30 protein-coding genes are annotated in these 22,316 nt (G+C 52.6%); 10 read left to right on the forward strand and 20 right to left on the reverse strand.

Annotation, left to right across the window (positions count from 1 at the left end; all coding sequences use genetic code 11):
* Positions 1-2: 2 nt before the first annotated feature.
* Positions 3-632 (reverse strand): TetR/AcrR family transcriptional regulator, encoded by a 630-nt coding sequence (locus tag GEAM_RS15585; RefSeq protein WP_034793190.1) that lies wholly within the window; start codon positions 630-632, stop codon positions 3-5.
* A 93-nt stretch (positions 633-725) separates the two neighbouring features.
* Between GEAM_RS15585 and GEAM_RS15590 the strand changes: the two genes are divergently transcribed.
* On the forward strand, positions 726-1,391 hold the full coding sequence (locus GEAM_RS15590; RefSeq protein WP_034793191.1) for an O-methyltransferase: 666 nt from the start codon (positions 726-728) through the stop codon (positions 1,389-1,391).
* 81 nt (positions 1,392-1,472) lie between these two features.
* Here GEAM_RS15590 and GEAM_RS15595 read toward each other — a convergent pair whose 3' ends face one another.
* The 3 genes from GEAM_RS15595 to GEAM_RS15605 form a co-directional block, all read right to left on the reverse strand.
* Positions 1,473-1,790 (reverse strand): helix-turn-helix domain-containing protein, encoded by a 318-nt coding sequence (locus GEAM_RS15595; RefSeq protein WP_034793193.1) that lies wholly within the window; start codon positions 1,788-1,790, stop codon positions 1,473-1,475.
* Positions 1,783-2,172: a type II toxin-antitoxin system RelE/ParE family toxin gene (locus GEAM_RS15600; protein WP_034793195.1), complete on the reverse strand. Its 390-nt coding sequence runs from the start codon at positions 2,170-2,172 to the stop codon at positions 1,783-1,785. Before GEAM_RS15600 ends, GEAM_RS15595 begins: the two co-directional genes overlap by 8 nt.
* 109 nt (positions 2,173-2,281) lie before the next feature.
* The gene (locus GEAM_RS15605; protein WP_034793197.1) at positions 2,282-3,040 is read right to left on the reverse strand and encodes an alpha/beta hydrolase; all 759 of its coding nucleotides are present in this window, start codon (positions 3,038-3,040) and stop codon (positions 2,282-2,284) included.
* A gap of 194 nt (positions 3,041-3,234) precedes the next feature.
* Here GEAM_RS15605 and GEAM_RS15610 point away from each other — a divergent pair, with 194 nt between their 5' ends.
* Complete coding sequence (locus tag GEAM_RS15610; RefSeq protein WP_034793198.1) at positions 3,235-3,672, forward strand: MarR family winged helix-turn-helix transcriptional regulator; 438 nt, start codon at positions 3,235-3,237, stop codon at positions 3,670-3,672.
* Between the two features lie 4 nt (positions 3,673-3,676).
* On the opposite strand, the gene yghU is transcribed toward GEAM_RS15610, so the two are convergent.
* Positions 3,677-4,546 (reverse strand): glutathione-dependent disulfide-bond oxidoreductase, encoded by an 870-nt coding sequence (gene yghU, locus GEAM_RS15615; protein ID WP_034793199.1) that lies wholly within the window; start codon positions 4,544-4,546, stop codon positions 3,677-3,679.
* Between the two features lie 105 nt (positions 4,547-4,651).
* The gene (locus GEAM_RS15620; protein WP_034793200.1) at positions 4,652-5,089 is read right to left on the reverse strand and encodes an Lrp/AsnC family transcriptional regulator; all 438 of its coding nucleotides are present in this window, start codon (positions 5,087-5,089) and stop codon (positions 4,652-4,654) included.
* A gap of 181 nt (positions 5,090-5,270) precedes the next feature.
* On the opposite strand from GEAM_RS15620, the gene GEAM_RS15625 reads away from it, so the two are divergent.
* The gene (locus tag GEAM_RS15625) at positions 5,271-6,287 is read left to right on the forward strand and encodes a zinc-dependent alcohol dehydrogenase family protein (protein ID WP_034793201.1); all 1,017 of its coding nucleotides are present in this window, start codon (positions 5,271-5,273) and stop codon (positions 6,285-6,287) included.
* 58 nt (positions 6,288-6,345) lie between these two features.
* On the opposite strand, the gene sugE is transcribed toward GEAM_RS15625, so the two are convergent.
* The 3 genes from sugE to GEAM_RS15640 form a co-directional block, all read right to left on the reverse strand.
* A complete protein-coding gene (gene sugE, locus GEAM_RS15630) occupies positions 6,346-6,663 on the reverse strand; it encodes a quaternary ammonium compound efflux SMR transporter SugE (protein WP_034793202.1) in 318 nt (105 codons plus the stop codon).
* A 26-nt stretch (positions 6,664-6,689) separates the two neighbouring features.
* Positions 6,690-7,145, reverse strand: a complete 456-nt coding sequence (locus GEAM_RS15635; protein WP_034793203.1) for a carboxymuconolactone decarboxylase family protein — start codon at positions 7,143-7,145, stop codon at positions 6,690-6,692.
* 96 nt (positions 7,146-7,241) lie between these two features.
* Positions 7,242-8,024 (reverse strand): SDR family oxidoreductase, encoded by a 783-nt coding sequence (locus GEAM_RS15640; protein WP_034793204.1) that lies wholly within the window; start codon positions 8,022-8,024, stop codon positions 7,242-7,244.
* A 150-nt stretch (positions 8,025-8,174) separates the two neighbouring features.
* Between GEAM_RS15640 and GEAM_RS15645 the strand changes: the two genes are divergently transcribed.
* Positions 8,175-8,555: a winged helix-turn-helix transcriptional regulator gene (locus GEAM_RS15645; RefSeq protein ID WP_084674138.1), complete on the forward strand. Its 381-nt coding sequence runs from the start codon at positions 8,175-8,177 to the stop codon at positions 8,553-8,555.
* Positions 8,556-8,572: 17 nt separating this feature from the next.
* Here GEAM_RS15645 and GEAM_RS15650 read toward each other — a convergent pair whose 3' ends face one another.
* The gene (locus tag GEAM_RS15650) at positions 8,573-9,424 is read right to left on the reverse strand and encodes an MBL fold metallo-hydrolase (RefSeq protein ID WP_034793205.1); all 852 of its coding nucleotides are present in this window, start codon (positions 9,422-9,424) and stop codon (positions 8,573-8,575) included.
* 111 nt (positions 9,425-9,535) lie between these two features.
* On the opposite strand from GEAM_RS15650, the gene GEAM_RS15655 reads away from it, so the two are divergent.
* Positions 9,536-10,162: a TetR/AcrR family transcriptional regulator gene (locus GEAM_RS15655; protein ID WP_034793206.1), complete on the forward strand. Its 627-nt coding sequence runs from the start codon at positions 9,536-9,538 to the stop codon at positions 10,160-10,162.
* 53 nt (positions 10,163-10,215) lie between these two features.
* On the opposite strand, the gene GEAM_RS15660 is transcribed toward GEAM_RS15655, so the two are convergent.
* The 6 genes from GEAM_RS15660 to GEAM_RS15685 all read right to left on the reverse strand — a co-directional run bounded on the left by GEAM_RS15660 (position 10,216) and on the right by GEAM_RS15685 (position 14,732).
* Complete coding sequence (locus GEAM_RS15660) at positions 10,216-11,667, reverse strand: PTS transporter subunit EIIC (RefSeq protein WP_034793571.1); 1,452 nt, start codon at positions 11,665-11,667, stop codon at positions 10,216-10,218.
* A 72-nt stretch (positions 11,668-11,739) separates the two neighbouring features.
* Positions 11,740-12,537, reverse strand: coding sequence for a sorbitol-6-phosphate dehydrogenase subunit (locus GEAM_RS15665; protein WP_034793208.1), 798 nt, complete (start codon positions 12,535-12,537; stop codon positions 11,740-11,742).
* Positions 12,538-12,548: 11 nt separating this feature from the next.
* Positions 12,549-13,094 (reverse strand): 6-phospho-3-hexuloisomerase, encoded by a 546-nt coding sequence (gene hxlB, locus GEAM_RS15670; protein WP_236942720.1) that lies wholly within the window; start codon positions 13,092-13,094, stop codon positions 12,549-12,551.
* Positions 13,095-13,160: 66 nt separating this feature from the next.
* Positions 13,161-13,874: a ribulose-phosphate 3-epimerase gene (locus GEAM_RS15675; RefSeq protein WP_244956640.1), complete on the reverse strand. Its 714-nt coding sequence runs from the start codon at positions 13,872-13,874 to the stop codon at positions 13,161-13,163.
* 89 nt (positions 13,875-13,963) lie between these two features.
* Positions 13,964-14,263: an HPr family phosphocarrier protein gene (locus GEAM_RS15680; RefSeq protein WP_034793214.1), complete on the reverse strand. Its 300-nt coding sequence runs from the start codon at positions 14,261-14,263 to the stop codon at positions 13,964-13,966.
* A 40-nt stretch (positions 14,264-14,303) separates the two neighbouring features.
* Positions 14,304-14,732 carry a PTS mannitol transporter subunit IIA gene (locus GEAM_RS15685; protein WP_034793217.1) on the reverse strand — a complete coding sequence of 143 codons (429 nt, stop codon included), beginning with the start codon at positions 14,730-14,732 and terminating at the stop codon, positions 14,304-14,306.
* 363 nt (positions 14,733-15,095) lie between these two features.
* Between GEAM_RS15685 and GEAM_RS15690 the strand changes: the two genes are divergently transcribed.
* Together GEAM_RS15690 and GEAM_RS15695 are read left to right on the forward strand one after the other, a co-directional pair.
* Complete coding sequence (locus GEAM_RS15690) at positions 15,096-15,866, forward strand: DeoR/GlpR family DNA-binding transcription regulator (RefSeq protein ID WP_034793220.1); 771 nt, start codon at positions 15,096-15,098, stop codon at positions 15,864-15,866.
* 51 nt (positions 15,867-15,917) lie between these two features.
* Positions 15,918-16,103 (forward strand): hypothetical protein, encoded by a 186-nt coding sequence (locus GEAM_RS15695; RefSeq protein ID WP_034793223.1) that lies wholly within the window; start codon positions 15,918-15,920, stop codon positions 16,101-16,103.
* Between the two features lie 65 nt (positions 16,104-16,168).
* Here GEAM_RS15695 and pnuC read toward each other — a convergent pair whose 3' ends face one another.
* Entirely contained in the window at positions 16,169-16,936 is a 768-nt protein-coding gene (pnuC, locus tag GEAM_RS15700) for a nicotinamide riboside transporter PnuC (protein WP_051899544.1), read from the reverse strand.
* 58 nt (positions 16,937-16,994) lie between these two features.
* Positions 16,995-17,648: a cysteine hydrolase family protein gene (locus tag GEAM_RS22415; protein ID WP_051899545.1), complete on the reverse strand. Its 654-nt coding sequence runs from the start codon at positions 17,646-17,648 to the stop codon at positions 16,995-16,997.
* Positions 17,649-18,072: 424 nt separating this feature from the next.
* Here GEAM_RS22415 and GEAM_RS15710 point away from each other — a divergent pair, with 424 nt between their 5' ends.
* Genes GEAM_RS15710 through GEAM_RS15720 form a run of 3 tightly spaced genes read left to right on the forward strand, consistent with a single transcriptional unit; the run spans position 18,073 to position 20,937 of the window.
* Positions 18,073-18,894: a transporter substrate-binding domain-containing protein gene (locus GEAM_RS15710; protein WP_034793227.1), complete on the forward strand. Its 822-nt coding sequence runs from the start codon at positions 18,073-18,075 to the stop codon at positions 18,892-18,894.
* 3 nt (positions 18,895-18,897) lie between these two features.
* Positions 18,898-19,746: an amino acid ABC transporter permease gene (locus GEAM_RS15715; protein WP_034793230.1), complete on the forward strand. Its 849-nt coding sequence runs from the start codon at positions 18,898-18,900 to the stop codon at positions 19,744-19,746.
* A gap of 42 nt (positions 19,747-19,788) precedes the next feature.
* Positions 19,789-20,937 (forward strand): aminotransferase class I/II-fold pyridoxal phosphate-dependent enzyme, encoded by a 1,149-nt coding sequence (locus GEAM_RS15720; protein ID WP_034793231.1) that lies wholly within the window; start codon positions 19,789-19,791, stop codon positions 20,935-20,937.
* Between the two features lie 79 nt (positions 20,938-21,016).
* On the opposite strand, the gene GEAM_RS15725 is transcribed toward GEAM_RS15720, so the two are convergent.
* Both GEAM_RS15725 and GEAM_RS15730 read right to left on the reverse strand, forming a co-directional pair.
* Positions 21,017-21,295, reverse strand: a complete 279-nt coding sequence (locus GEAM_RS15725; protein ID WP_034793234.1) for a pentapeptide MXKDX repeat protein — start codon at positions 21,293-21,295, stop codon at positions 21,017-21,019.
* Between the two features lie 217 nt (positions 21,296-21,512).
* Complete coding sequence (locus tag GEAM_RS15730) at positions 21,513-22,316, reverse strand: molybdopterin-dependent oxidoreductase (protein ID WP_034793237.1); 804 nt, start codon at positions 22,314-22,316, stop codon at positions 21,513-21,515.

Raw genomic sequence — 22,316 nt, forward strand, 5'->3', positions numbered from 1 at the left:
CGCTATTTTTGCAGGCTAGCCAGATAAGCGCAGAACATGTCGGCCATGGCATTGGCGTAAGTGTCGATTTCTGCGGCTGTGCGCGGGCTTTCGGAGAACTGCTTGCCCGTGGCGCTGAGCGCGTTGGTGATCAGGTCGCCCGTCAGTGCGCGCGTCTCCGGGCTGGCGTCGGGCAAGGCTTTTTGCATGAAAATGTCGACAATAGCGTCACCTTTTACCCTCACTTCCTGCGCCTCTGGCGCATCGCGATACAGCGGCGCGGCGTCATTCAGCGCCACGCGCATCTCCGCCTCTTCACACTCTGACTGAATAAAAGCGTGGACCAAATTACGCAGCCGCTGCAACGGCGTCTTCTCGTCATCATTCAAGATACTGCGCAGCATATCGGTGGTTTGCTGCCACTCGTCGCGCTGCAATCGGAACAGAATCGCCGCCTTATTGGGGAAATATTGATAGAGCGAGCCGATGCTCACCCCGGCTTTCTCGGCCACCCGCGCGGTGGTAAAACGCTGCGCACCTTCCTTGGCCAGAACCTGAGTAGCCGCCGTTAGGATAGTCGCCACCAGCTCGGTAGATCTCGCCTGAAGTGGTTGTTTTCTTGATGAAATTTGTGGGGCGCGGCGTTCAGTCATCGGGGCCTCGGAATGCGAATAGTTAAATGCGAATAATTCGTCATATTATAGTGGCGTGCAACGTCGCACTCAATCTCAGACTGGAAATAGGCCATGAATACACTGACTTCCGCCCCGCTGGCACCCCTACTTGATCGCTTATTTGCCGAGGCGCGAGAAAACTTACCGGCCGTCGATCCGGCGCTGCTCAACATGTCTGACGACGAGCGAAAACGTCTGAAGCAAAGCAAAACTGAATACGTCAATCTGTACAGCATGCTGAAGGATTTCCCTCTTGCGGTATCGCGCGAAACCGGCGCACTGCTCTACATGCTGGCGCGCTCAAGCAAGGCCAAAAATATCGTTGAATTCGGCACGTCGTTTGGCATTTCCACCCTGCACCTCGCCGCCGCGTTGCGCGACAACGGCGGCGGCTTGCTAATCACTAGTGAGTTTGAACCCTCAAAAGTGATTCGCGCCAGAGAGAATCTGCAAGCTGGCGGAGTCAGCGATTTGGTGGATATCCGCCAAGGCGACGCGCTGCAAACCCTGAGCGTCGACCTGCCAGAAAGCATCGACATGCTGCTGCTCGACGGCGCTAAAGCACTCTATCCGGAGATCTTAGCTCTGGTGGAAAGCCGCCTAAAACCGGGCGCGCTGATCATCGCCGACGACGCCGAAGACAGCCCGGCGTTCTTAGCCTATATCCGCGCTGAGAACAGCGGATATCTCTCCGTCCCCTTCGCCGATGACGTCGAATTGTCGATGCGTCTGGGGTAATGACATCAGCGTTAAGACACAAAAAAGCCCCGAATTTGGGGCTTTTTGTTTGAGGCTTTGGGAGAAGAATCTATAGAGAAATCAGGCCATGAAAACCTGCGGACCTTTCTCTTCAATCACGTTGATAATTCGCAGTGCAGCTTGGTTAGGTTTGCTCTCGTCGCGCTCCCACTTTGAGACGCTTTCAACCGACATACCAATCATCAAAGCCAGTGCCGACTGGGACATTTTATAGCGCACACGCACTTCTTTAATCTGGCTCCCCGTCATCGGGCGAACCTTTGGAATCTTGCGCGCATCTACGGCTGCGTGAATTGCGGCAACTGTTTCATCTTTAACTACGCCCAATTTGTTATAGCGCTCGGCCATACCTTGAATGCGTTCCAGACGATCACTCATCACAATTTACCTCTATGAGTTCTTTTGCTTTTAATAACTGTTCTATTTGTACATTGGTCATGGCAATAAAGTCAGAAGCAATCTTACAGTAGGCTGCAATTTCGTCATCTTCCAGCTCCTTACCCTTTTTCTTCGAAAGCTGACTTTTCAGATACATATCAAAGAAGTAAAGATTTTCACCATTATTAAAAAACACGATTGATCGAGCGCCATCCTGTGGACTCACCGCAGGCAATGCTAAGCGTTTCTTGTAAGTGTACTTTCCTAGCTGGTCGCCGGGCAGACCTGAAGTGATTGCTCTGGCTGCTTTGCATAAGATTTTATCGTTAATCCGCGCATTCTTGCGCTCTTGCTCAAATTCAGGCGTTAAGTAAATTCCCATTTATGCCTTTACCGTCCATGTAACCCGTAAGCATGACTATAGTCTAGCTTACGGGTTTGGACTATCACAATCGGCTCAGTGTTGAAAAATACTGGCCTAAATCACCCCATTACTTCGACAAGCTCTGCGCAGCTTTCTCGATCAGTTCGGCGACTTTTTGCGGCTGTGAGGCGAAGACGGCGTGGCTGGCTTTCACTTCAACCACTTTACTGTCGGCGCGTTTCGCCATGAAGCGTTCTAAGTCTGGATTGATGGCGCGGTCCTGCGTGGCGACTAATGCCCAGCTTGGTTTGGTTTTCCAGGCCGGTTCGGCGGCCGGGGTGCCGAAGATAGCGGCGGCTGGCATCACCTGTGAACGGGCCATAAAGTTGGCTTGGGCGGCTGGCAGGTCGGCGGCGAAGTCGGCGTGGTAGACCTCAGGTTTCAGGTATAAGAAGTGGTCGCTGGTTTGTGCAATGCCTTGAGTCGCCTGAGGAATTTTTGCAGAAAGGCCTCCCAGCGTTTCGCCTTTTTCGGGTTGGAAAGCAGCGATATATACCAGCCCGGCTACTGACGGGTCCTGCCCCGCTTCACTAATAATAAAACCACCATAGCTATGCCCTACCAACAGAGATTTCCCCGTCTGCTGGCCCAAAATGCGGCGCGTCGCGGCGACGTCATCGGCAAGCGACGTTTGCGGCTCTTGCACAATCGACACGTGATAACCGGCTTTGTCCAAGATTTTGGTCACCGCCTGCCAGCCAGAACCATCGGCAAACGCGCCGTGGACCAAGACGATATTTTTTACAGGCTCAGCGAATGCCGCGCTTTGTGCCGCAAAAGCCAGTGCCAGACCAGCCGCCAGTGTTGTCAGGGTTTTCTTCAACATGATGATTTCCTTCATATTTAGGGTTGGGTAAGTGTTTATCATTTTATCTATTGCGATATTGTTTATCGCGATAACTAAATTGAAGTTAAAACTATCAGTATTAAATTGAGTGTCAAGCTATTTGTTATCGCGATAGATAAATACTCATCCGCAATGGTATGATGGTGCATAGTCCGACGCTAAAGGAGCACCCCGTGACACATCGTCCCCGCCTGGCGGAGCAGCTTTGTTATTCCATCTATTCCACTTCCATCGCCATCAAGCGGCTGTACAAACCCCTGCTCGATGCCATGGGCGTGACCTACCCGCAATATCTGGTGCTGAACGTGCTTTGGGAACAGGGGAAGCAGTCGATTGGCGGCATCGGTGATACCTTGGCGCTGGAGACCAGTACCCTGACACCGCTGCTTAAGCGTTTGGAAAATGAAGGTTTTATTGAGCGCGTGCGCAATCCGCAAGATGAGCGTCAGGTGATGATTTCCATCACGGACAAAGGCAAGCAGCTGGAAGAAGAGTCGATTCGACTGTCTGAGACGCTGTTTTGCAGCTCGAATCTGGAGTTAAAAGAGTTACAGCGGCTGAATCAGGAGATCGTTGCGCTGCGCGACAACATCGCACAGCGCAACGGTTAAGTCTTTATTTGGACTGGCGTTTATCTTCAGTACGCAGATCAAAATCCGAGGCGTCATGGCGCTCGTGGAGTTGGTCTGCTGGGTCACCGAAGGTGCGGTTTACCTTGCGCCCGCGCTTCACCGCCGGGCGGTTGGCCACTTCTTCGGCCCAGCGCTGGAAGTGTTTGTAGGATTTGAGATCGAGGAACTCAGCGGCGTCGTACAGGCCGCCCTGCGCCAGACTGCCATACCACGGCCAAATCGCAATATCCGCAATCGAATACTCATCACCAGCAATAAAGCGATGGTTGGCTAACTGGCGATCTAGCACGTCGAGTTGGCGTTTCGCTTCCATGGTAAAGCGGTTGATGGCGTATTCGATTTTGAACGGCGCGTAGTTGTAGAAGTGGCCAAACCCGCCGCCCAGATAAGGCGCAGAGCCTTGCAACCAGAACAACCAGTTCAGGGTTTCAGTGCGCGCAGCAATCTCTTTCGGTAAGAAATGGCCGAACTTTTCTGCCAGATACAGCAGGATCGCGCCGGACTCGAAAACGCGAATTGGCGGCGTTGCCGAGTGGTCAAACAGCGCCGGAATTTTCGAGTTCGGGTTCACTTCCACAAAGCCGCTGGAGAACTGGTCGCCTTCGCCAATGCGAATCAGGTGCGCGTCATACTCGGCTTCTGTCACGCCCAGTGCCAGCAGCTCTTCCAGTAAAATCGTCACCTTCTGGCCGTTTGGCGTACCCAGCGAATAGAGCTGCAACGGGTGCTTGCCGATAGGCAGCACTTTGTCGTGCGTTGGCCCGGCAATTGGACGGTTTATCTTCGACCAGTTACCGCCATCTTGTTGATTCCACACCCAAACTTTTGGAGGCTGATAGTTATTTTCCGACATGGATCACTGCCCTCTGTTAATGGATTCATCGATGTTTATCCAGATTGAGCATAGCCGCGATGCGGGCAGATGATCTATTTACTTAGTGCTCAAGCGCGACGCATATCAAATCGGTGGCAACCGCCGCTTTACCGGCGTGGTTTTCACCAGCGACGTGTTGCACTGTGCGTAGTCGGCAATAGGGTCCAAGATCTCATCGAGATGCTGCATCGACCGCACCTGTAGGCGCATCACGAAGCAATCTTCCCCCGTGACTTTGTCGCACTCGGAGCATTCGGGCATTTGCTGAATCAGCTTCTGCACATAGTTCAGTTGCCCAGCCAGCGGCTTGACGCGCACTATCGCCATCAGCGGATAGCCCAGCGCGTCAAGATTAATGGCGATGCTAAATCCTTCAATAATTTCATTTTCTTCCAGCCTGCGGACGCGTTCGGCGGTCGCCGGAGCCGACAGCCCCACCTTCTCGCTGAGAGACTTAATCGACAATCTTGCGTCCTGCGCCAACAGCTTTAAGAGCAACCGGTCGGTTTTATCAATATTCATTTTTACTCTGCCTTATGCCAAACCCGCTCATTTTTAATAAAAAGGATTTCAGGCTGATAAACCTTTTTTAACTAAGTTTATCCAGCCTCAAGCCTTGCTATCTGCATATCAAGCCGCCCCTGAGATGAAGATAATAATCTGCATCTGCTCTCTTTATAAATAACAATTCACGGGGTAAAAAATGAAACAACTTGAGATTGCCGACACCTACCTGCTGGAAGATTTACGCCTCGTTGAGCGCGAGAAACCGGCGTCGCCCGGCCCCGGTGAAGTGATGGTGAAAATGGGCGCGGTTTCGCTTAATTTTCGCGATTTGCTGGTCGCCACGGGTAACGGGCACTGGCGACCAACGCCGGGCCGCGTGCCGGCTTCTGATGGCGTCGGGCGGGTGGTCGAAGTAGGCGAAGGCGTTAGCCGTTTTGCCGTGGGGGATCGCGTCATCACCACCATTTTGCCGAACTGGATCTCCGGGCCGATGACCGAAGAGAAGTCCCGAGGCTCGCTCGGCGGCGTGGCGGCAGACGGCGTACTGGCGGAATATCGCGTGCTGAATGCCGAGTCGCTGGTCTTGGCCCCCGACTATTTGACCGATGCCCAAGCAGCCACCTTCCCCACCGCCGGACTCACGGCGTGGCATGCTTTGCAGCGCGCCGGAGAACTCGGCCCGGACAGCACGCTACTGGTGCAAGGGACCGGCGGCGTCTCGCTGTTCGCCTTACAGATTGGCTTGGCTTCGGGAGCCAAGGTTTTGGCGACCTCTGGCTCGGATTCGAAGATTGAACGCCTTAAGGCGCTGGGCGCACACGCCACGGTGAACTACCAGCAGCGGCCCGAGTGGAGCCAAGACATTTTGGCGCTAACCGAGGGCAAAGGAGCCGATGTCACAGTGGACATCGGCGGCGCTTCAACCCTGCATCAGTCAGTGAAGGCTGCGGCGCATTATGGCGTGATTGGCATTGTTGGACTGACTGGCGGTCTGGAGGCGACCTTCAACGTGGCTCAGGTGTTCTTCAAAAACCTGCGTATTGAAGGGATAGAAACTGGCTCGCGCGAAATGCTTGAAGCAATGCTCAGCTGGTTTAGCGCCCGGAAGATTGTGCCAGTGGTGGACAGCATTTACAGCTTTGAGAACAGCCGCGAGGCCTTCCTCCACCTGCAATCTGGCCAGCACGTAGGCAAGGTCTGCATCACCTTCTAAGCCGATAAATAACAAAAAAAGCAGCGGTTTAGGCCGCTGCTTTGCTTGAGGGTAAAACTTACACAGAAACCAGTTTCAGGCCGATAACCCCTGCCAGAATCAGTGCAATGCAGAGTAATCGCATCGGCGATGCGGGATCCCCTAACAGCATGATGCCCAGTAGCGCGCTGCCCGCCGCACCAATCCCGGTCCACACCGCGTAGCCAGTGCCCATCGGCAAGGTGCGCAGGGAGAAAGAGAGCAGCGCCACGCTCGCCAACCCGCTGACCACGGTGAACAGTGAAGGGATCAGGCGGGTGAACCCCGCCGACGACTTCATGCCATAGGCAAAAGCGATTTCGAGCAAACCCGCCACGCTCAGCATTAGCCATGCCATAGGCTGCTACCTCACAGACCTGAGATTTAAGCCTTGGCGGCAGCGGCTGGCGTGGCGCGGAAGGCTACGCCAAAACGGTTGAACGCGTTCATCAGGCTGACGGCATAAGTCAGGTCAGTCAGCTCCTGCTCGCTAAACTCGGCAATCGCCGCCGCGTATTGCTCATCCGGCACGCCGGTTTCGCTAACGCGAGTGACGCTTTCCGCCCAGCTCAACGCCACGCGCTCGCGGGCGGTGAACACGGCACCGGCTTCATGCCATACCGGGACCAGCACCAGCTTTTCAACCGATAAACCCGACTTCAGCAGGTCGCGGGAGTGCATATCAATACAGAACGCACAGCCGTTGATTTGCGAAACGCGCAGGTAAACCAGATCAATCAGCTCTTTCGGCAGGCTGCCCTTCAGCAGCGTTGAGTACACGGCGCCAAAGGCTTTGTAACCCTCAGGAGAGGCTTTTGCATAGTCGATACGTTGAGTCATGATACTTCCTTCGTAGTGTCGTTTTGAGAACACTAGAATGAAGAATCTTGGCCTGCATCAAAAGCGCCATAAAATGTCTATTATTCCAGACCATGATTAGGCGGTCGGTACAGTGCCTCCATCAATAACGAACTCGGTGCCGCTGATAGATGCCGCGCGCGGCGAGACGACAAAGGCAATCAGGTCGGCCACTTCATGCGGTTTGGCCGGTCGCCCAAGCGGAATGCCGCCCAGCGAGTCCATAATAATCTGCTTGCCACCGGCGTAATCGGTGCCCGCCTCTTCGGCCAGACGCTCGGCCATCGCCACCGCGGCGGTAGTTTCCACCCAGCCCGGCGAAACGCGCACCACGCGCACGCCCTGCGGCGTCACCTCTTTCGACAGGCTTTTGCTGTAAGTGGATAGCGCCGCTTTCGCCGCCGCATAGGCGGTGGTGGATTCCGGCAGCGGCAGCTGATGTTGAATTGAAGTGACATGGATAATCACTCCCGCGCCCTGTTTGAGCATTTCCGGCAGAAGTGCGCGATCAAGCCGCACGGCTGACAGCAGGTTGAGGTTCAACTCGGCCAGCCACTGCTCGTCATCCAGCACGGCAAAACCGCCGCCCGGCGCGGTTGAACCGCCCACTACATTAACCAGCACGTCGATTCCGCCGAGTAGCTTTAAGGTGGCGGCAGCGACGTCGGCACAGCCCTGCGCGGTGCTAACGTCAGCAGCGATGTATTGCACATTGGCCTGCGCGCCTTGGGAGATATCGCGCGCGGTGGTGACCACTTTCGCGCCCACTTGCTGTAAAACCTGCACCACGGCTTCGCCCACGCCCTTAGTGCCGCCAGTAACCAAAACGCGTGCGCCCGTTAAACCTAATTCAAAACTCATGTTGATGCCCTCAGTGGATGTTCATTTCCAGCCAAGCATCGTGGTAAAATATATTGATAACAAGTACATACAATTAAGTCGGGTACATACTTAAAAGTAAGTTTTTTGAATTTAAAGGCGAAAAGCGCAAATATTATTTACTATAAAAAAATGACAACGATAAATGAAAACAGCGCGCCTCCGCCGCAGGGTCAGGGCCACAAGTACACCCGTGAAACCGCCGCCATTGGCGTCGAAAAGGTGATTAAACTGCTGGATGGGCGCTGGAAACTGCTCATTCTGTTTCAGCTTTTTGGCGGCCGGGTGCTGCGATTCTCCGATCTCGAAAGGGCCATCCCCGCTGTCTCGCAAAAAATGCTGATTCAACAACTGCGCCAGCTAGAAAATGACGGCATCGTCAAACGCCTCGTCTACCCCGAAGTCCCGCCGCGAGTGGAATACTCGCTGACGGAATGGGGGCAAGATCTCTGTCCGGTGCTCGACGCTTTGTTAAATTGGGCGGCACTGCGTGAAGCGCAGTCGGCGGACTAGCACGGCCTGCAGCTAGATCACGGCACGGGCTTAGTCAGCTGGGATGCTTTCCACAGGGAGCCGGGATTCACGCGGGTTGGGTAGAGTGCCAGCATGGCTTGATAAAGCTCTCCGGCGCTGTCGGTTTCTTCGGCGAGGCGATTGAAGTCCAGCAAATACTGTTTGGTTTCGGCGATATTCTCCGGCGCGTCGTCGTTTTCCGGCACCTTATGGCCCGCCACCACGTAAGCCGGTTTCAGCGCCGCAAGGCTATCCAGCGTCTCAATCCACTCTACACGGCTCTGTTTATCCGTTTCGCCAAGGAAAGGATGAATGCCGTTATACACCACGTCGCCCGCCACCAGTAACTCGAGGGACGGGACATACAGGCTGGTCGATTCCGCCGTGTCCGTGCGGCCAGTATGCACCACCATCAGCTTGTGCCCTTCCAGCTCGAACTCGTCGCCGTTCAGCGGCTCGGCGACAACCAGCAGATCGTCGATTTCACCCGGAAACAGCTTGTGCCAGAAGCCATCCACCCATGCTGGAGTAAGGTGCGACTGCATTGCCTTCACAATGGCCGGAGCCGCCACCGCGCGGGCCTGCGGGAAGTGTTCCAACAACGGAGCCAGCCCGAAGAAGTGGTCGCCGTGGCCGTGAGTGATGTAAATCGTGGTCAGATTTTTGCCGCTGGCAATCACCCAGTCCAACAGCGTTTGCGACTGCTCTTTGGTGAGGAAAGTGTCGACCAGCACGGCGTCTTTCTCGCCATAAATCAGCGTGGCGGAATTGGCGACCCACATCAGTGACTCGAGTCCGGCTGGAATATCACGACTTAGGCCGGGGCGCTTAATGGTTAAAACATCCCATTTCAGGGCAGTTTTGCTCATGGTGTTTACTCCGAGGATGAACAGGGTTATCAATTGACAGCCGAATACGCAGCGGCTATAAATAAAATATGACCGGTCAGTTTATATTGTCAAGACAATCGGAGAAGCCAGATGAACACCCCTGTCGATGTAGAAAAAAGAGGCCGCCGAGGGCCGAAGCCAAACCTCAGTACCCGTACCAATCTGGTTCAAGCCGGGTTGCAAACTTTCCATCGCGAAGGTTTTGCCGCGACGGGCATTCAGAGCATCGTTGAGCAGGCGGGCGTGCCGAAAGGCTCTTTCTACAACCATTTCGACAGTAAAGAGACCTTTGGTGCTTCGGTGGTGGATGCCTATTTCGAGCGCGCGCAGGCCAGACTGGATAGCGCGTTCGGCAATACCGAGCTGGCGCCGCTGGCTCGGCTGGAGGCCTATTTCGACAGCCTGATCGTGGCTTTTCGCGATAACCAGTTCAGCAAAGGCTGCCTGATGGGCAATCTCAGCGCCGAAATCGCCGACCACAGCGAGGCCATTCGCCTGCGCTTAGTGGAGCAGTTCGCCGCATGGTGCCAGGTGATTGAGCACTGCCTGCTGGACGCTCAGCGCCAAGGGCAGCTTGACGGTAATTTGTCCGCCAAGTCGCTGAGTGACTTCATTCTGAATTCTTGGGAAGGCGCGCTGCTGCGCATGCGGGTGGAGAAGAATGAGACGCCGTTGCAGGAGTTTAAGCAGTTTATTTTTGGCCATTTGCTGGGCTAGGTAATAACAAACGCCGCGCTGAAATAGCTCAGGGCGGCGTCCGTGTTCCACTTTTACGCGTTGTTTTGATTGGCCTTAATATATTCAACAATGCCGTCGTACTGGCTGCCTTCGATAAAGTTGGTTATCGACATAAACTCGAATCCTTTATCGGCATGGAGTTTCTTCGCCCGGTCCAACAGCTGAACATGGGTGATGACTAAATCGGTATCGCTGGGGATCTCCTCGATTTTCGAGTTCGTCACCTTGATGTCGATCATCGCCTTCTTCAGCTTGCTCTTCAGGACAGACGCCCCCATCGCGCTCGACCCCATCCCGGCGTCGCAAGCAACAATGATTTTGTCGATGTGTTTTGCGGCAAGGCGCTGCAAAGTTTCGCTGTTGCTGCTTAACGCTGCGCGGCGAGTTGCATCGCTGACATCAGTTGTGTTGAGCTCGTCAGACACGGCTTCTTCCGGGGTTCGGTCGAATTTCAATAGCACCGAGGCGATAGCAAAGGCCACGGCCATTCCGGCAAAGAAGCCGACTAAATTCCCCAGCATCGCCCCTTTTGGTGTCAGGATCAGCATCGCAAAGAAGCTGCCCGGAGAAGGCGTCGCCACCGTGCCGCCGCCCAGCAACATAAAACAGGCAAGTGACGTGGTGATGCCGCCCATCGTGGCGAAAACCAGCACCGGTTTCATCAATACGAAGGGGAAGTAGACCTCACCAATCCCACCCACGCCGGCTATCAGCGCAGCCGTTGGCGCGGTTTTCTTCGCCATGCCTTTGCCAAAAAATGAGATGGCTAACAGCGTGCCGACAGAAGGGCCACAGTTGGCATCCACCAAGAACAGAATCGATTTCCCGTGCTCAGCAACCTGCTGTAAACCCAGCGGGGCCATGATGCCGTGGTTAATTGCATTGTTTAAAAAGAGTACCTGGGCTGGCGCAACAAAAACTGAAATGAAAGGCAGTAAATCATGGGCGATGGTCCAGTTCACGCCGCTAGACAGTAAGTGGATCATGCCCTCAATGATTGGGCCTATTATGATGTATCCGGCTAAGGTAATAACCAGACCGATGATCCCCATACTGAAGTTGCTGATTAACATCTCAAAACCTGCGCGGAATTTCCCGTCGAGGAATTGGTCCGTTTTCTTCATTATCCAAGCTGCGAATGGCCCGATAATCATGGCACCGCTGAGCATGGTGACGTCAGAACCAATGATCAGGCCCATGGTCGCTAATGCCCCTATCGCCCCACCACGCTGCCCGTGAACAATAAATCCGCCGGTGAACCCAACCAGCAGTGGCAAAAGATAGGTTAAGATCGGGCTAACCAATGCACCAAGATGCTGGTTAGGGATCCAACCCGTCGGGATAAACAGCGCGGTAATTAAACCCCAAGCGACGAAAACGCCGAGGTTGGGCATCACCATGCCGCTCAGGAAATTCCCGAACCGTTGTACTTTTACCAATACTGTTTTGTCTTTTGTTTTACGTTCATTTTTTATAGTAAGCATTTTCATATTTCCCATTGTAGGGTTACGAGGAAACGTAAAGCGAAATAAATACTGTCCTGTCGTCGACTTTCCTTACCGGGATTTTCCTCCGGAAATATTTATCGTCGTTCCACTAATATAGCTTGAGTGATTGGAGACTAAATAAGTCACTAAATCGGCTATCTCATGATGTTCTCCTGCCCGGCCCAGAGGAATAGACCCGGTGTAGTCATTGTCGATATTATTCGGATCAAGGCCACGGGTATAAGCCAGCGCCCGATAATTCTCATCACTGTTCATATTGGTTCTTTTATTAATACCCGGCGCAATACCGATAACCCGGATATTAAATCGGCCGAGTTCTTTAGCCCATGAGCGAGTAAAGCTATTGAGCGCGCCCTTGGTCGCCGAATAAATACTTTGCCCGGCTGACCCTTCGGTTCCTGCTTCGGAAGAAATATTAATGATAACGCCGGATTGACTTTCAATCATATGCCGGGCAACTGCCTGCGCGCATAAAAAGGGTCCCTTCTGGTTAACATTAACAATAAAATCAAAGTCCGCCTCGGTGGCTTCATAGGCATTATTTTTCTTATAGAAGTCGACTAATAAACGCGGGCGGTTAACACCAGCATTATTAATCAAAGCATCGATTCGGCCATATTTGTTAATCACTTCCAGCACCATGCTTTCTACGCTATTTTTATTGGTGATGTCGCACTCAACAAAAAAATCCGCATTGGCTTTCGACTCTTCGCTTTCACGTAAATCACTGATCACCACAATGCTGTTATTAGCGTGCAGATTCTGCGCTATTTTCGCGCCAATGCCCGAGGCACCGCCGGTGACAATCACGACTTTTTGTTCTAGATCGATCCAATTTTTACTCATGGTATTTTCCCCTATTCAAGATTGGCGTGTAATTGCCATAAACTGTGCATATCGATTTTCTTCTCTTCGACAATCATTAACGCGATGGTGTCGCCGAGAATAAGTAAGGATTGTTCAAACAGGCTGGTCATAGGTTGAATCGACGGAATTTCGCCCGGCAGGTTTAATTTCGTCTGTACCGGAATTCGGATAAACAGGTCAGTAAATTCGCCCATTGAGCTGTTAGGATTAGCGCCAATATGTGCCACCGTGGCATTGAAGGTTTTGGCTTTGCGCGCAATTCCTAATGGGAACATGCTCTCACCACTGCCGGAGCCTACAATCAGCAGGTCGTTGCTGGTGATCGCCGGCTCGGTGATTTGGCCCACGACATAAGTTTTCACTCCGAGATGAGCCAGACGCTTGGCTATTGCCTCTAATGACAGCAGCACTCGCCCCACGCCGACAAAGAAAACTTTGTCCGCTTTTTCAATCTTATCAACCAGCGCCAGAATACTTTCCGCCGAAATGCTATTGAGCGTGGTATCCAGTTCGCGAACTATTTTTTCTCTGGCCATGCTGTAATTCATTATAAAACCCTCGTATTGCGCTAAGGCCTGTAAAACAAAAATCAGGCCATGGGTTTATCGCTGAGATAAGCCGTTTTTGACCGCCATATCCAAATAGACTTTATTTTGCGCCAACGTATTACCGGAGATATAGAGGCTGGTACTGCCCAGTACTAAATTATCCGCACCGGCACCAATCAGCTCGGGGATAGAATCTAAGGAGACTCGCCCGTCGACTTGGATTTCACAATTCACCTGTCGTGAAGAAATTAACTGCGCTAAATCTCGGACTTTCTCCGCGGAATATACTGCCTGTTTTTCACTTCTATCACCGGCAAAGCCCGGATTAATCAGCATAAGTAATACATTATCGAGCTGGGGTAAAAGGTAATCCAAACAGGAGAGCGGCGTTCCGGGATTTAACGCCAACCCTGCTTTCACTCCGCTGTTTCTAATCAGATTAATCAATCTGTCAGCATGTAAACTGGTTTCAATATGGAAGGAAATTTGCTGCACGCCAATCGCTAATATTTGCTCGACAAACCAATCGTTATTGCGCGACATGATATGTACATCAAATGCCAGATTAGTGATATCTCTTAATTTCTTAACAGTATCAATGCCTAATGGCATGCTCGGGCTAAATGCTCCATCAATAATATCAATATGAAGCGCATCAATGCCTATCTCTTCCAGTTCTTTCACTGACCTTTCAAGATTTAATAAATCGGCACACATTATTGAGGGAGAAAGTACTATTTTCCTTTCCATTTCAATTTCCTTAATCATTGAGTTAACTTTTAAAAAATGACCCACTGGTGATTAATGGCTAAATAAAATAAGGCCTTACCCACTATTTTCCGCGTGTTCTGCGTTATTTATTCATTGGTTAGTGCTTCGCCCAAGCCGCTGGCAATAGCATCCTGTAATGCGGCTAATGTTTGCTGGGCGTCATCGCCATCAATAAATACGCGAACATGGTGGCCACGCTTAATGCCCAACACCATTAAGTTGAGCAAACTGCGGGCGCTGACGGTTTTTCCCGGCCGATCGGTGTTGGTAATTTTCACCTCGCTGGTGAAAGGCTTGAGCGCCGCCACCAAATAGGCGCCGGGGCGCGCATGCAGCCCGTTAGGGTTATTAATTTGGAAATCGGCCACTAAGCTGGTCTGACTCATGTTGCTACCCTACTGTTTTCACATGGATTAATGTCCGAAATTAGACGCCCAGCACCTCAAGCACTTGCTGCTTGTTGGTCGCCCGACGGATGATTTCGACGTTTTCCTCTTCCATGCAGGCAATAGCAATCTGATTCAAAATATCCAAATGGCTGCCATCTTTACCGGCAATACCAATCACCACATATGCCGTGGTGCCCTCGCCATAACTCACGCCTTCCGGGATCTGAATAACCGAAATCCCCGAGTGAATGATCTCGCTTTCAGAACCATCCACGCCGTGGGGAATGGCTAAGTGATTGCCCATATAGGTCGATGTCAGCGCTTCACGCTTCACCATCAACTCAACATACTTTTCGCTGACATAGCCCGAGGCCACCAGCACGTCTCCCGCTTTGCGGATGGCATCAAACTTGTCGCTAAACGCCGCCCCTAACAGGATGCTGTCGGCATGCAGAATGCTGTTCATTTTGACTCCTTTAACTGGCAAGAAACTTCAAAAAGCCCAATTACTCACAACCAATAAACACATCAAGTCACAACTTAAAACCCAAATATCGCAACCTCAATCGCAATATTCATAACTAGTGGTTCACTTATCAAGCGAATAAATGTCAAAACCAGAGATCAATCACAATTTTTCGCCAGCATCTGTATGATTGTGGATCCTTGATGTAGAGTGCTTAGGCACAATTTCAGGGTCAGAAAATTGCTCAATAGCCGATGCATGCTTTTTCTTTATTAAGAGGAAAGGCCCACAATTAAAATAAGCATCTGAATATATTGAATTTATATGAATTTCTTTGTCAGACACTTTTAAAAGGTAGCTAGAATGGCTAACTCTTTGACGATTGAAAGGCGCAACAAACTCGCGCAGATATTGATATCCGAAGGCAGCGTTAAGGTTGGGAAAATTGCGGAAATGTTTGCGGTTTCCACCGAGACGATCCGTAAGGATCTGATCTATCTTGATAAGAAAGGGATCGCAACCAAAGGTCACGGCGGAGCCATTGCCTCTGGGAATATCTTGGCTATAGAGCAACCTCTGGCCAGAAAAAATACCGAGTACCTTGAAACGAAAGATAAAATTGCCCAGATTGCCGCGCAACTGATCCCGGAAAAAGGGGTGGTGATCCTCGACACTGGCAGTACCGTGCAGTGCGTGGCCAAAGCGCTGGTGATGAAAAGCCGCCTGACCATTATTTCCAACGCCATTAATATCGTTCAGCCACTGAGCGGCACGGACAATGATATTTTTTTGGTAGGGGGGAAATTCAGACCCAGCAGTCTAGCGACTGTCGGCATGTGGGGCGTAAATGCCTTCCAGTCGATCAACGCCGACATTGTATTTTTGGGCAGCGACGGCCTCAAACACCGCAACGGCCCCTGCACGGCGTCGTATGAAGAGGCGGAAATCAAATCCGCAATGGTGAAAAGCGCCCGCCTTCGGGTGGTGGTTAGCGACAGCACTAAATTTAGCAGCTCTGGCTTATTCCAGTTCTGCGATTGGTCAGATATCGATTACTTCATTACCGATCCGGGCATTCCCGAGGATGAACTGAAGAAGATGGAAAATCTGACTGAAGTGATCATTATCGATTAAGCCCGTTAGCAGCTATGCTGGCAGGAATTTCGCACTATATAGAGATAGCCGATGAGCAATAAAAAGCAGCCAACTCCTTCGATCTTCGACCATTTGCAAGAAGACGACGGCTTTGATCTTTGGGGTCGCTCCAAGTTGAGTAGCGCCTTGAATAAAGCCAAACCCGCGACGCCGGACAATGACGCATTAGCCGCCGCGCGCAAGCTGATCAAAGGCGACAAAAAAGCGGCGGAGTGATCTTCCTCTTCCCGCTAATATTAAAAAACCCGCCAGTTGGCGGGTTTTGTTTTTTTATAGAATGCTCAAACTTTCTCGGAAACCAGCCCCTCGGCGAGCGGGCTTGAAGAGGCCGGCCGCAGCGGCCGCGAGCCGTGCTCTTTCGCCGCCTTGATCCACGACCATGAGCCGAATGCCGCGATACCAATCAGGATCGCGTACTCAATCGACATCACATACACCCCTTGCACCGCGTAGAGCGCCACGCTGATGACATCCAGCGCGCACCAGATGATCCAGTTCTCCACATACTTCTTGATCATCAAAACCGTCGCCACGATAGACAGCACCAGAATAGTGGAATCCGCCAGCGGCCAGGCGTCCGGCAGCAGCTGCGGCGCGGCGGCGTTGACGCCCATTTTTGACAGCAGCGCGAAGGCGACGCCGGTCAGCCATGAGAAGATCCCGTCAATGTTGAATGTCATCAGCAGGATAAACAGCACGCTGACCACCGCCGTCACCACAAAGCTGTTGAGCGACATCCAGCGGATCTTGATCGCCGGCGCCTCTTTTTTGTCATCTTTGTACCAAATCACCCAGCCGACCACGTTGGCGACGAAGAAGAACACTTGCAGCATCATGCTGGCGTAAAGCTGAATTTGGAAAAAGATCGCCGTAAACAGGGTGACGTTTAACAGGCCAAACAGATAGTTGATGGTCTTCTCGCGGCTGGCGAGCCAGATATTGATCAAGCCAAACAGCGTGCCGATCGCCTCGATCCAAGATAATTGATAGCCATCTTTGCCGAGCGGGATATTAACCATGATGTTGTGAATGCTGAAATAGGAAAGCATGGTGCGACTCCTGTGTTTTCTTTGTTTTTATGAAGTTAACGAGCAAGTTGTAAAAGCTTTAGTAGGCGCTGGCGGAGCTTAAATAATCAATCACCTCGCCCGACTCGGCGACCCAGCCATAGTTCTCATCCAGCACGGCCAAACATTCTATTTTGCGCGATGGGCTCATGGACTCCACGGCGTCGGAGACCACGATTGAGGTGTAATGGTGATACAGCGCCTCGCGCACGGTGTCTTCGACGCAGCACTCGGCCACCACGCCGGTGACCACCAGCGTGTCGACACCCAGTTCAGAGAGATGCTGTTGCAGCGTGGTGTCATAGAAGCCGCCAAAGCCGTGCTTCTGCACGATGATTTCACCGTCGATAGGTGCGAGTTCGGCGATGATGCCTGCGCAATCCACTTCGGCCTCACTGTCTTCATAGCGGCGCAGGTGCCCTACGCGGCAGGCTTTGGTCTGCTCGTCGAGGAAGGAGGTCCAGCTGAATTTGCTCTCCAGCCTGCGCCACGCGTCGTTTTCCACGCTGACCCATTGCAGGAAGATCACCGGATAGCCGTTGTCTCGAAAATGCTGGAGCAGGCGCTGCTGCGGCGCGATAGTTTCCCGCCCGCCCGGCACTTCAAAGGGCGCGCCCTGACGAATAAAATCGTTTTGCATATCCACGATAATCAGCGCGGGCTTAGTTATTTTTGGAAGCATCTGCAATGGCATGGTGTGACCCCTAATTAAAAATCTTCTTTTGAGATGTATTTAATTAAGAACATGAGCAAGGAGCATGCCAGCCGGTGAGCAAGGGCGGGAATTCTGACTATTTGCGGCGTAGAAATAAGAAAAATTTATGCAAAGCGGCTTTAAAGTGATTTTTCCAATACTTTTAGACGCTTTTTAAAATTCTTTTAACGTCAGGTGGGCCACTATTTAGCTTAGGGAAAGCCTATGGGGAATCTTCATTTTCCGACGATTAAGAGTAACGCACCTTTATAATACCATTGCCTCTTTTTGGGGCGTGCAGCCCACTTATCCATGAGCCGGGAAACAACAGCATTATTTGAAACTGGACATCTATACGTCCAAAACGTAATCTGACATTCCATTAACATTCGTTCAATCAGGTTATGTAAGGAAAGCCACGCCCATGCGCCTACCCGCTCTTGTTGCCACTCTGCTTGCCACCACGCTGTTCTCCGCTGTTACCCATGCTGGCGCGACATTAGACCGCGTCACCAAAACCGGCGTGCTGCGAAACGTGATTGTTAATGACTACCCGCCATTCGGTTTTATTGATGACAACAACCAGCTGGCGGGCTTTGACGTGGATGTCGCCAAAGCCGTGGCTGAACGCATGGGTGTGAAAGCTGAAATCACCGCGCCGGGCTGGGAAACCATTATTGGCGGCAACTGGCGCGGACGCTGGGATACCTGTATTTGCTCAATGACGCCAAACACCGAGCGCGCCAAGGTGCTCGACTTCCCGACGCCTTATTACAGCTCACCGGCGGTGCTGGTAGTGAATAAGAAAGATGATCGCATCAAGTCAGCCGCCGACCTGAGCAATAAAAAAGTCGGCATCGGCATGGGTTCCAGCTACGAAACTTACCTGCAAAAAACGTTGGTTATCCCCGGCGCGAAGCCCATCGACTTCCCCTTCAATAATGTTCAGGCCATTCCGAGTGACGAAGAAGTGGCTTTCCAGAACTTAGCCTTGGGGCCGGGCGTGCGTCTGGATGCCATCGTGTCCGACCTTGCTACCGCCAATTCGCGTATCAAACGTAACCCTGACCTGTTCAAAATCGTCACCGAGCTGTACGCCGAGCCTAACTGGGTCGCCACCGATAAGGGCGATCCTGAGTGGGATAAGAAAGTGGCGGACACCATAAAATCACTACGCGACGACGGCACTTTGGCGAAGATTTCTCAGCACTGGCTGGGCGAAGACATCACCAAAGAGGAGCCGTAACGGATGGCGCAGCTCCCGGATGTGAAACCTATTGTGGCGGAAAAGTCTAACCCGGCGCTGGCCGATGCCAGCCTGTCGGCCACGCCGCGCGCCTTCAAAATCAAAACGCTGATCACCTGGCTGGTGCTGCTTAGCCTGCTGTTCAGCCTGTTTGGCAAAATGGGGCTTCAGTGGGATTTGATTGAGCAGAAGCTGCCGTTCCTGCTCGGCCTTCGCCTGTCGCCGGATGGTTTTATTCAGGGCGCGGCGCTGACTCTGCTGATCACCGCTTGTTCGATGTTTTTCTGCCTATTATTGGGGTTGATCACCGCTTTAGGGCGCATGTCGGATAACGCCGTGGCTTTTGGCTGCGCGACTTTCTACGCCTCGCTGTTTCGCGGCACCCCGCTGCTGGTGCAGGTGTTAATCATCTATCTGGCGCTGCCACAGGCCGGAATTGTGCTGGGCGCGCTCAGCTCGGGGATTATCGCGCTGTCGCTGAACTACGGTGCCTATCTGGCGGAAACCATTCGCAGCGGCGTGCTGTCCGTGCCGCGCGGACAGAAAGAGGCCGCGATGGCGCTCGGGCTGTCGCCGTGGACCGTCGCGGTACACGTCACCGCGCCACAGGCCCTGCGCATCATCATTCCGCCTGCCGGTTCGATGTTTATTTCCATGCTGAAAGACTCGTCGCTGGTGTCGCTAATGGGCCTGTGGGAGCTGAATTTCCTCGCGCAGTCTTATGGGCGCAGCACCTATCGCTATATGGAAATGCTGGCTACCGCCGCCGCGATTTACTGGATTATGTCTATTGTGTTCGAGCTGATCCAAAGCCGACTCGAGCGCCGCTTCGGCCAAGGTTATCGCCGCTAAACCTCGCCGTTAAACACGGTCCAACATCCTTGCAGGTACGCCATGTCGCGCTTTCCACAAGATTTCCGTTTGATCTCCTATTTGTCGAAGCTGGAGCACGCGGTGCGTTTCCCGCTCTCCTCTTCTTACCCTGAGTCCATGAGCATCGAGCAGCTGTTCGCCCTTGCCGGGGAGCAACATCGCCAGCCGGTGCTTGACGCCATTCTCGACTACCCGCCATTGCGCGGTACGCCTGAGTTGCTTGAGGCAATTGCCTCGACGTATGACCACGCCACGGCGGAAAACATTATTAGTTTTGCCGGTGCCGATGAGGCGATTTACGCCAGCTTCCACGCGCTGCTGGACGCCGACGATCACGCCATTGTTGTCACGCCGAACTACCAGTCTTTGGAGAGCGTGGCGATGTCGCGCTGCGCGGTGAGCGGCGTGGCGCTGAATGCCGACCAAGGCTGGGCGCTGGACGTGGCGGAGGTTCGAGCGGCTTTGCGCCCTAACACCAAGGCGCTGGTGATTAACTTCCCGCATAATCCGACCGGCGCGCTAATCAGCCGCCAGCAGCTAGACGAGCTGGTTGAGCTGTGCCGCGAGCGCGGTATCTGGCTGTTTTCTGACGAAGTTTATCGGCTGACCGAGTTTGATGTCGCCGACCGCCTGCCGCAGGTGGCGGACATTTATGAGCGCGGCATTTCTCTGAATGTCACTTCAAAAGCCTATGGCTTGCCCGGCCTGCGCATTGGCTGGGTGGCCTGTCAGGATGCGGAATGGCTGTTGAAGCTGGAACGCATGAAGCAGTATTTATCCATCTGCAACTCCCTACCGGGCGAGATGCTGACCACTATCGCGCTCAATGCCCGCGAGGCCATTTTGCAACGCGTGATGCAACGCTCCCACGAGCAGCTAGGCCAATTGACCGACTTTTTGGCGCGCTATCCGCAGCTTTTCGAGCTGGCTCCTCCGAAGGCTGGAGTGCTGGCCTTCGTGCGTTATAAAGGGCCGGAGGGCGCGGAGCGTTTCGCTACGCGTCTGGTGGAGGAAACCGGCGTGATGACCATTCCATCCGTGACTTATGCATCTGAATTAACAGCCGTTTCAGAAGATTTTCTGCGTATTGGCTTTGGTCGAGCGAATCTGAATAAAGCTTTGGAAGTGTGGGGCGAATGGCTGGATAAGCAAGGTTTAGCGAAGAAGTAAAAAGCCAAGCCCGCCGGGGAACGGCGGGCTGAGATGAAACGCTCAGACACAGGAGAGCGGTATCACGTTAGACGCGGACTTACTGGCTCATCGCGTCTTTCTTCATGCCATCTTTACTCATAGAATCTTTGCTCATGGAATCCTTACCCATGCTGTCTTTTTTCATGTGATCTTTAGACATACAGTCTTTACCCATCGAATCTTTACCCATAGTGTCTTTACCCATGCTGTCTTTCTTCATGCAGTCGTGGGACATCTTGCCCATGGTGTCTTTAGACATAGAGTCAGCAGCCTGAGTCACGCCAGCGAAGCCCATCATTACGGTAGAGAACATCAGAACAGTCATCAGCTTTTTCATGGTATTTCCTTTTTTTAAAGTAGTTGCACAGTTGTGCAGGTAAGGTTCACGTTCAACTTCTTATTAATTAACTCGGGCCGAAGGCCGTTATTGTTGCAGCCAGTTTGGACACGGCCAGCGCGGAAAAACCGGAGCGTACACGTAGTACGTGAGCCAATTCATCCAAAAAAAGTGAGCACTGCCCGGGTTCAAAATGGCAAATAAAATAGGCCTTTTTTTAACTCCCGCCGTACCAGTTGTAGCCTTGATCCTCCCAATAACCTCCGGTGAACTTATTGGTAATTTCAATCACTTCGATATGCTTTGGATTCTTGTAGCCAAGCTTGGTTGGCATACGCAATTTCATCGGGAAACCGTATTTACGCGGCAGGATTTGCCCGTCGTAAGTCAGTGCCAGCAGGGTCTGCGGGTGCAGCGCGGTTGCCATGTCGATACTGGTGTAGTACTCGTCAGCACACTTGAAGCTGACATATTCCGCCGTCAGGTCAGCGCCAATCAGTCGCAGGAAATCGCCAAACGGCACGCCGCCCCATTTACCAATTGCGCTCCAGCCTTCGACACAGATGTGGCGAGTGATCTGACTGACCTGTGCCATTTTGTACAGCGTCGCCAGTGACCATTCGCGTTTATCCAGCGCCAGCCCGGCGATTTTCAGGCGATAGGTATTGCCATCTACCTCGGGGGCGTCGTCCTCGGCGTAAAACGCGTTGAACGGGAAAGGTCGGGTTATCATCGATTCGGCATAAACCGGGGCCAGCCGGGTAGAGCCAAACAGCCAGCCCTGCACTCGGTCATTAAAGGTGGAGACGGTGTTCAAGGCTTTCTCAACCCCGGCGTTATCACTGATATCGCAGCCGGTCAGCATCGCCATGCCGCCCAGCGTCAGCCCTTGCTGCAAGAAGCGACGGCGCGATGGGGCGTCGAGGTGGCGAATAATCTGCTTCTGCGCCTCCTGCACGATGACCTGAGTGTCTGAAGGCGTGAAAATCTGATTGATGCTCTTTTTAAAAATGTTCTTCAT

The organism is Ewingella americana ATCC 33852 (assembly GCF_000735345.1).
GTDB lineage: Bacteria > Pseudomonadota > Gammaproteobacteria > Enterobacterales > Enterobacteriaceae > Ewingella > Ewingella americana.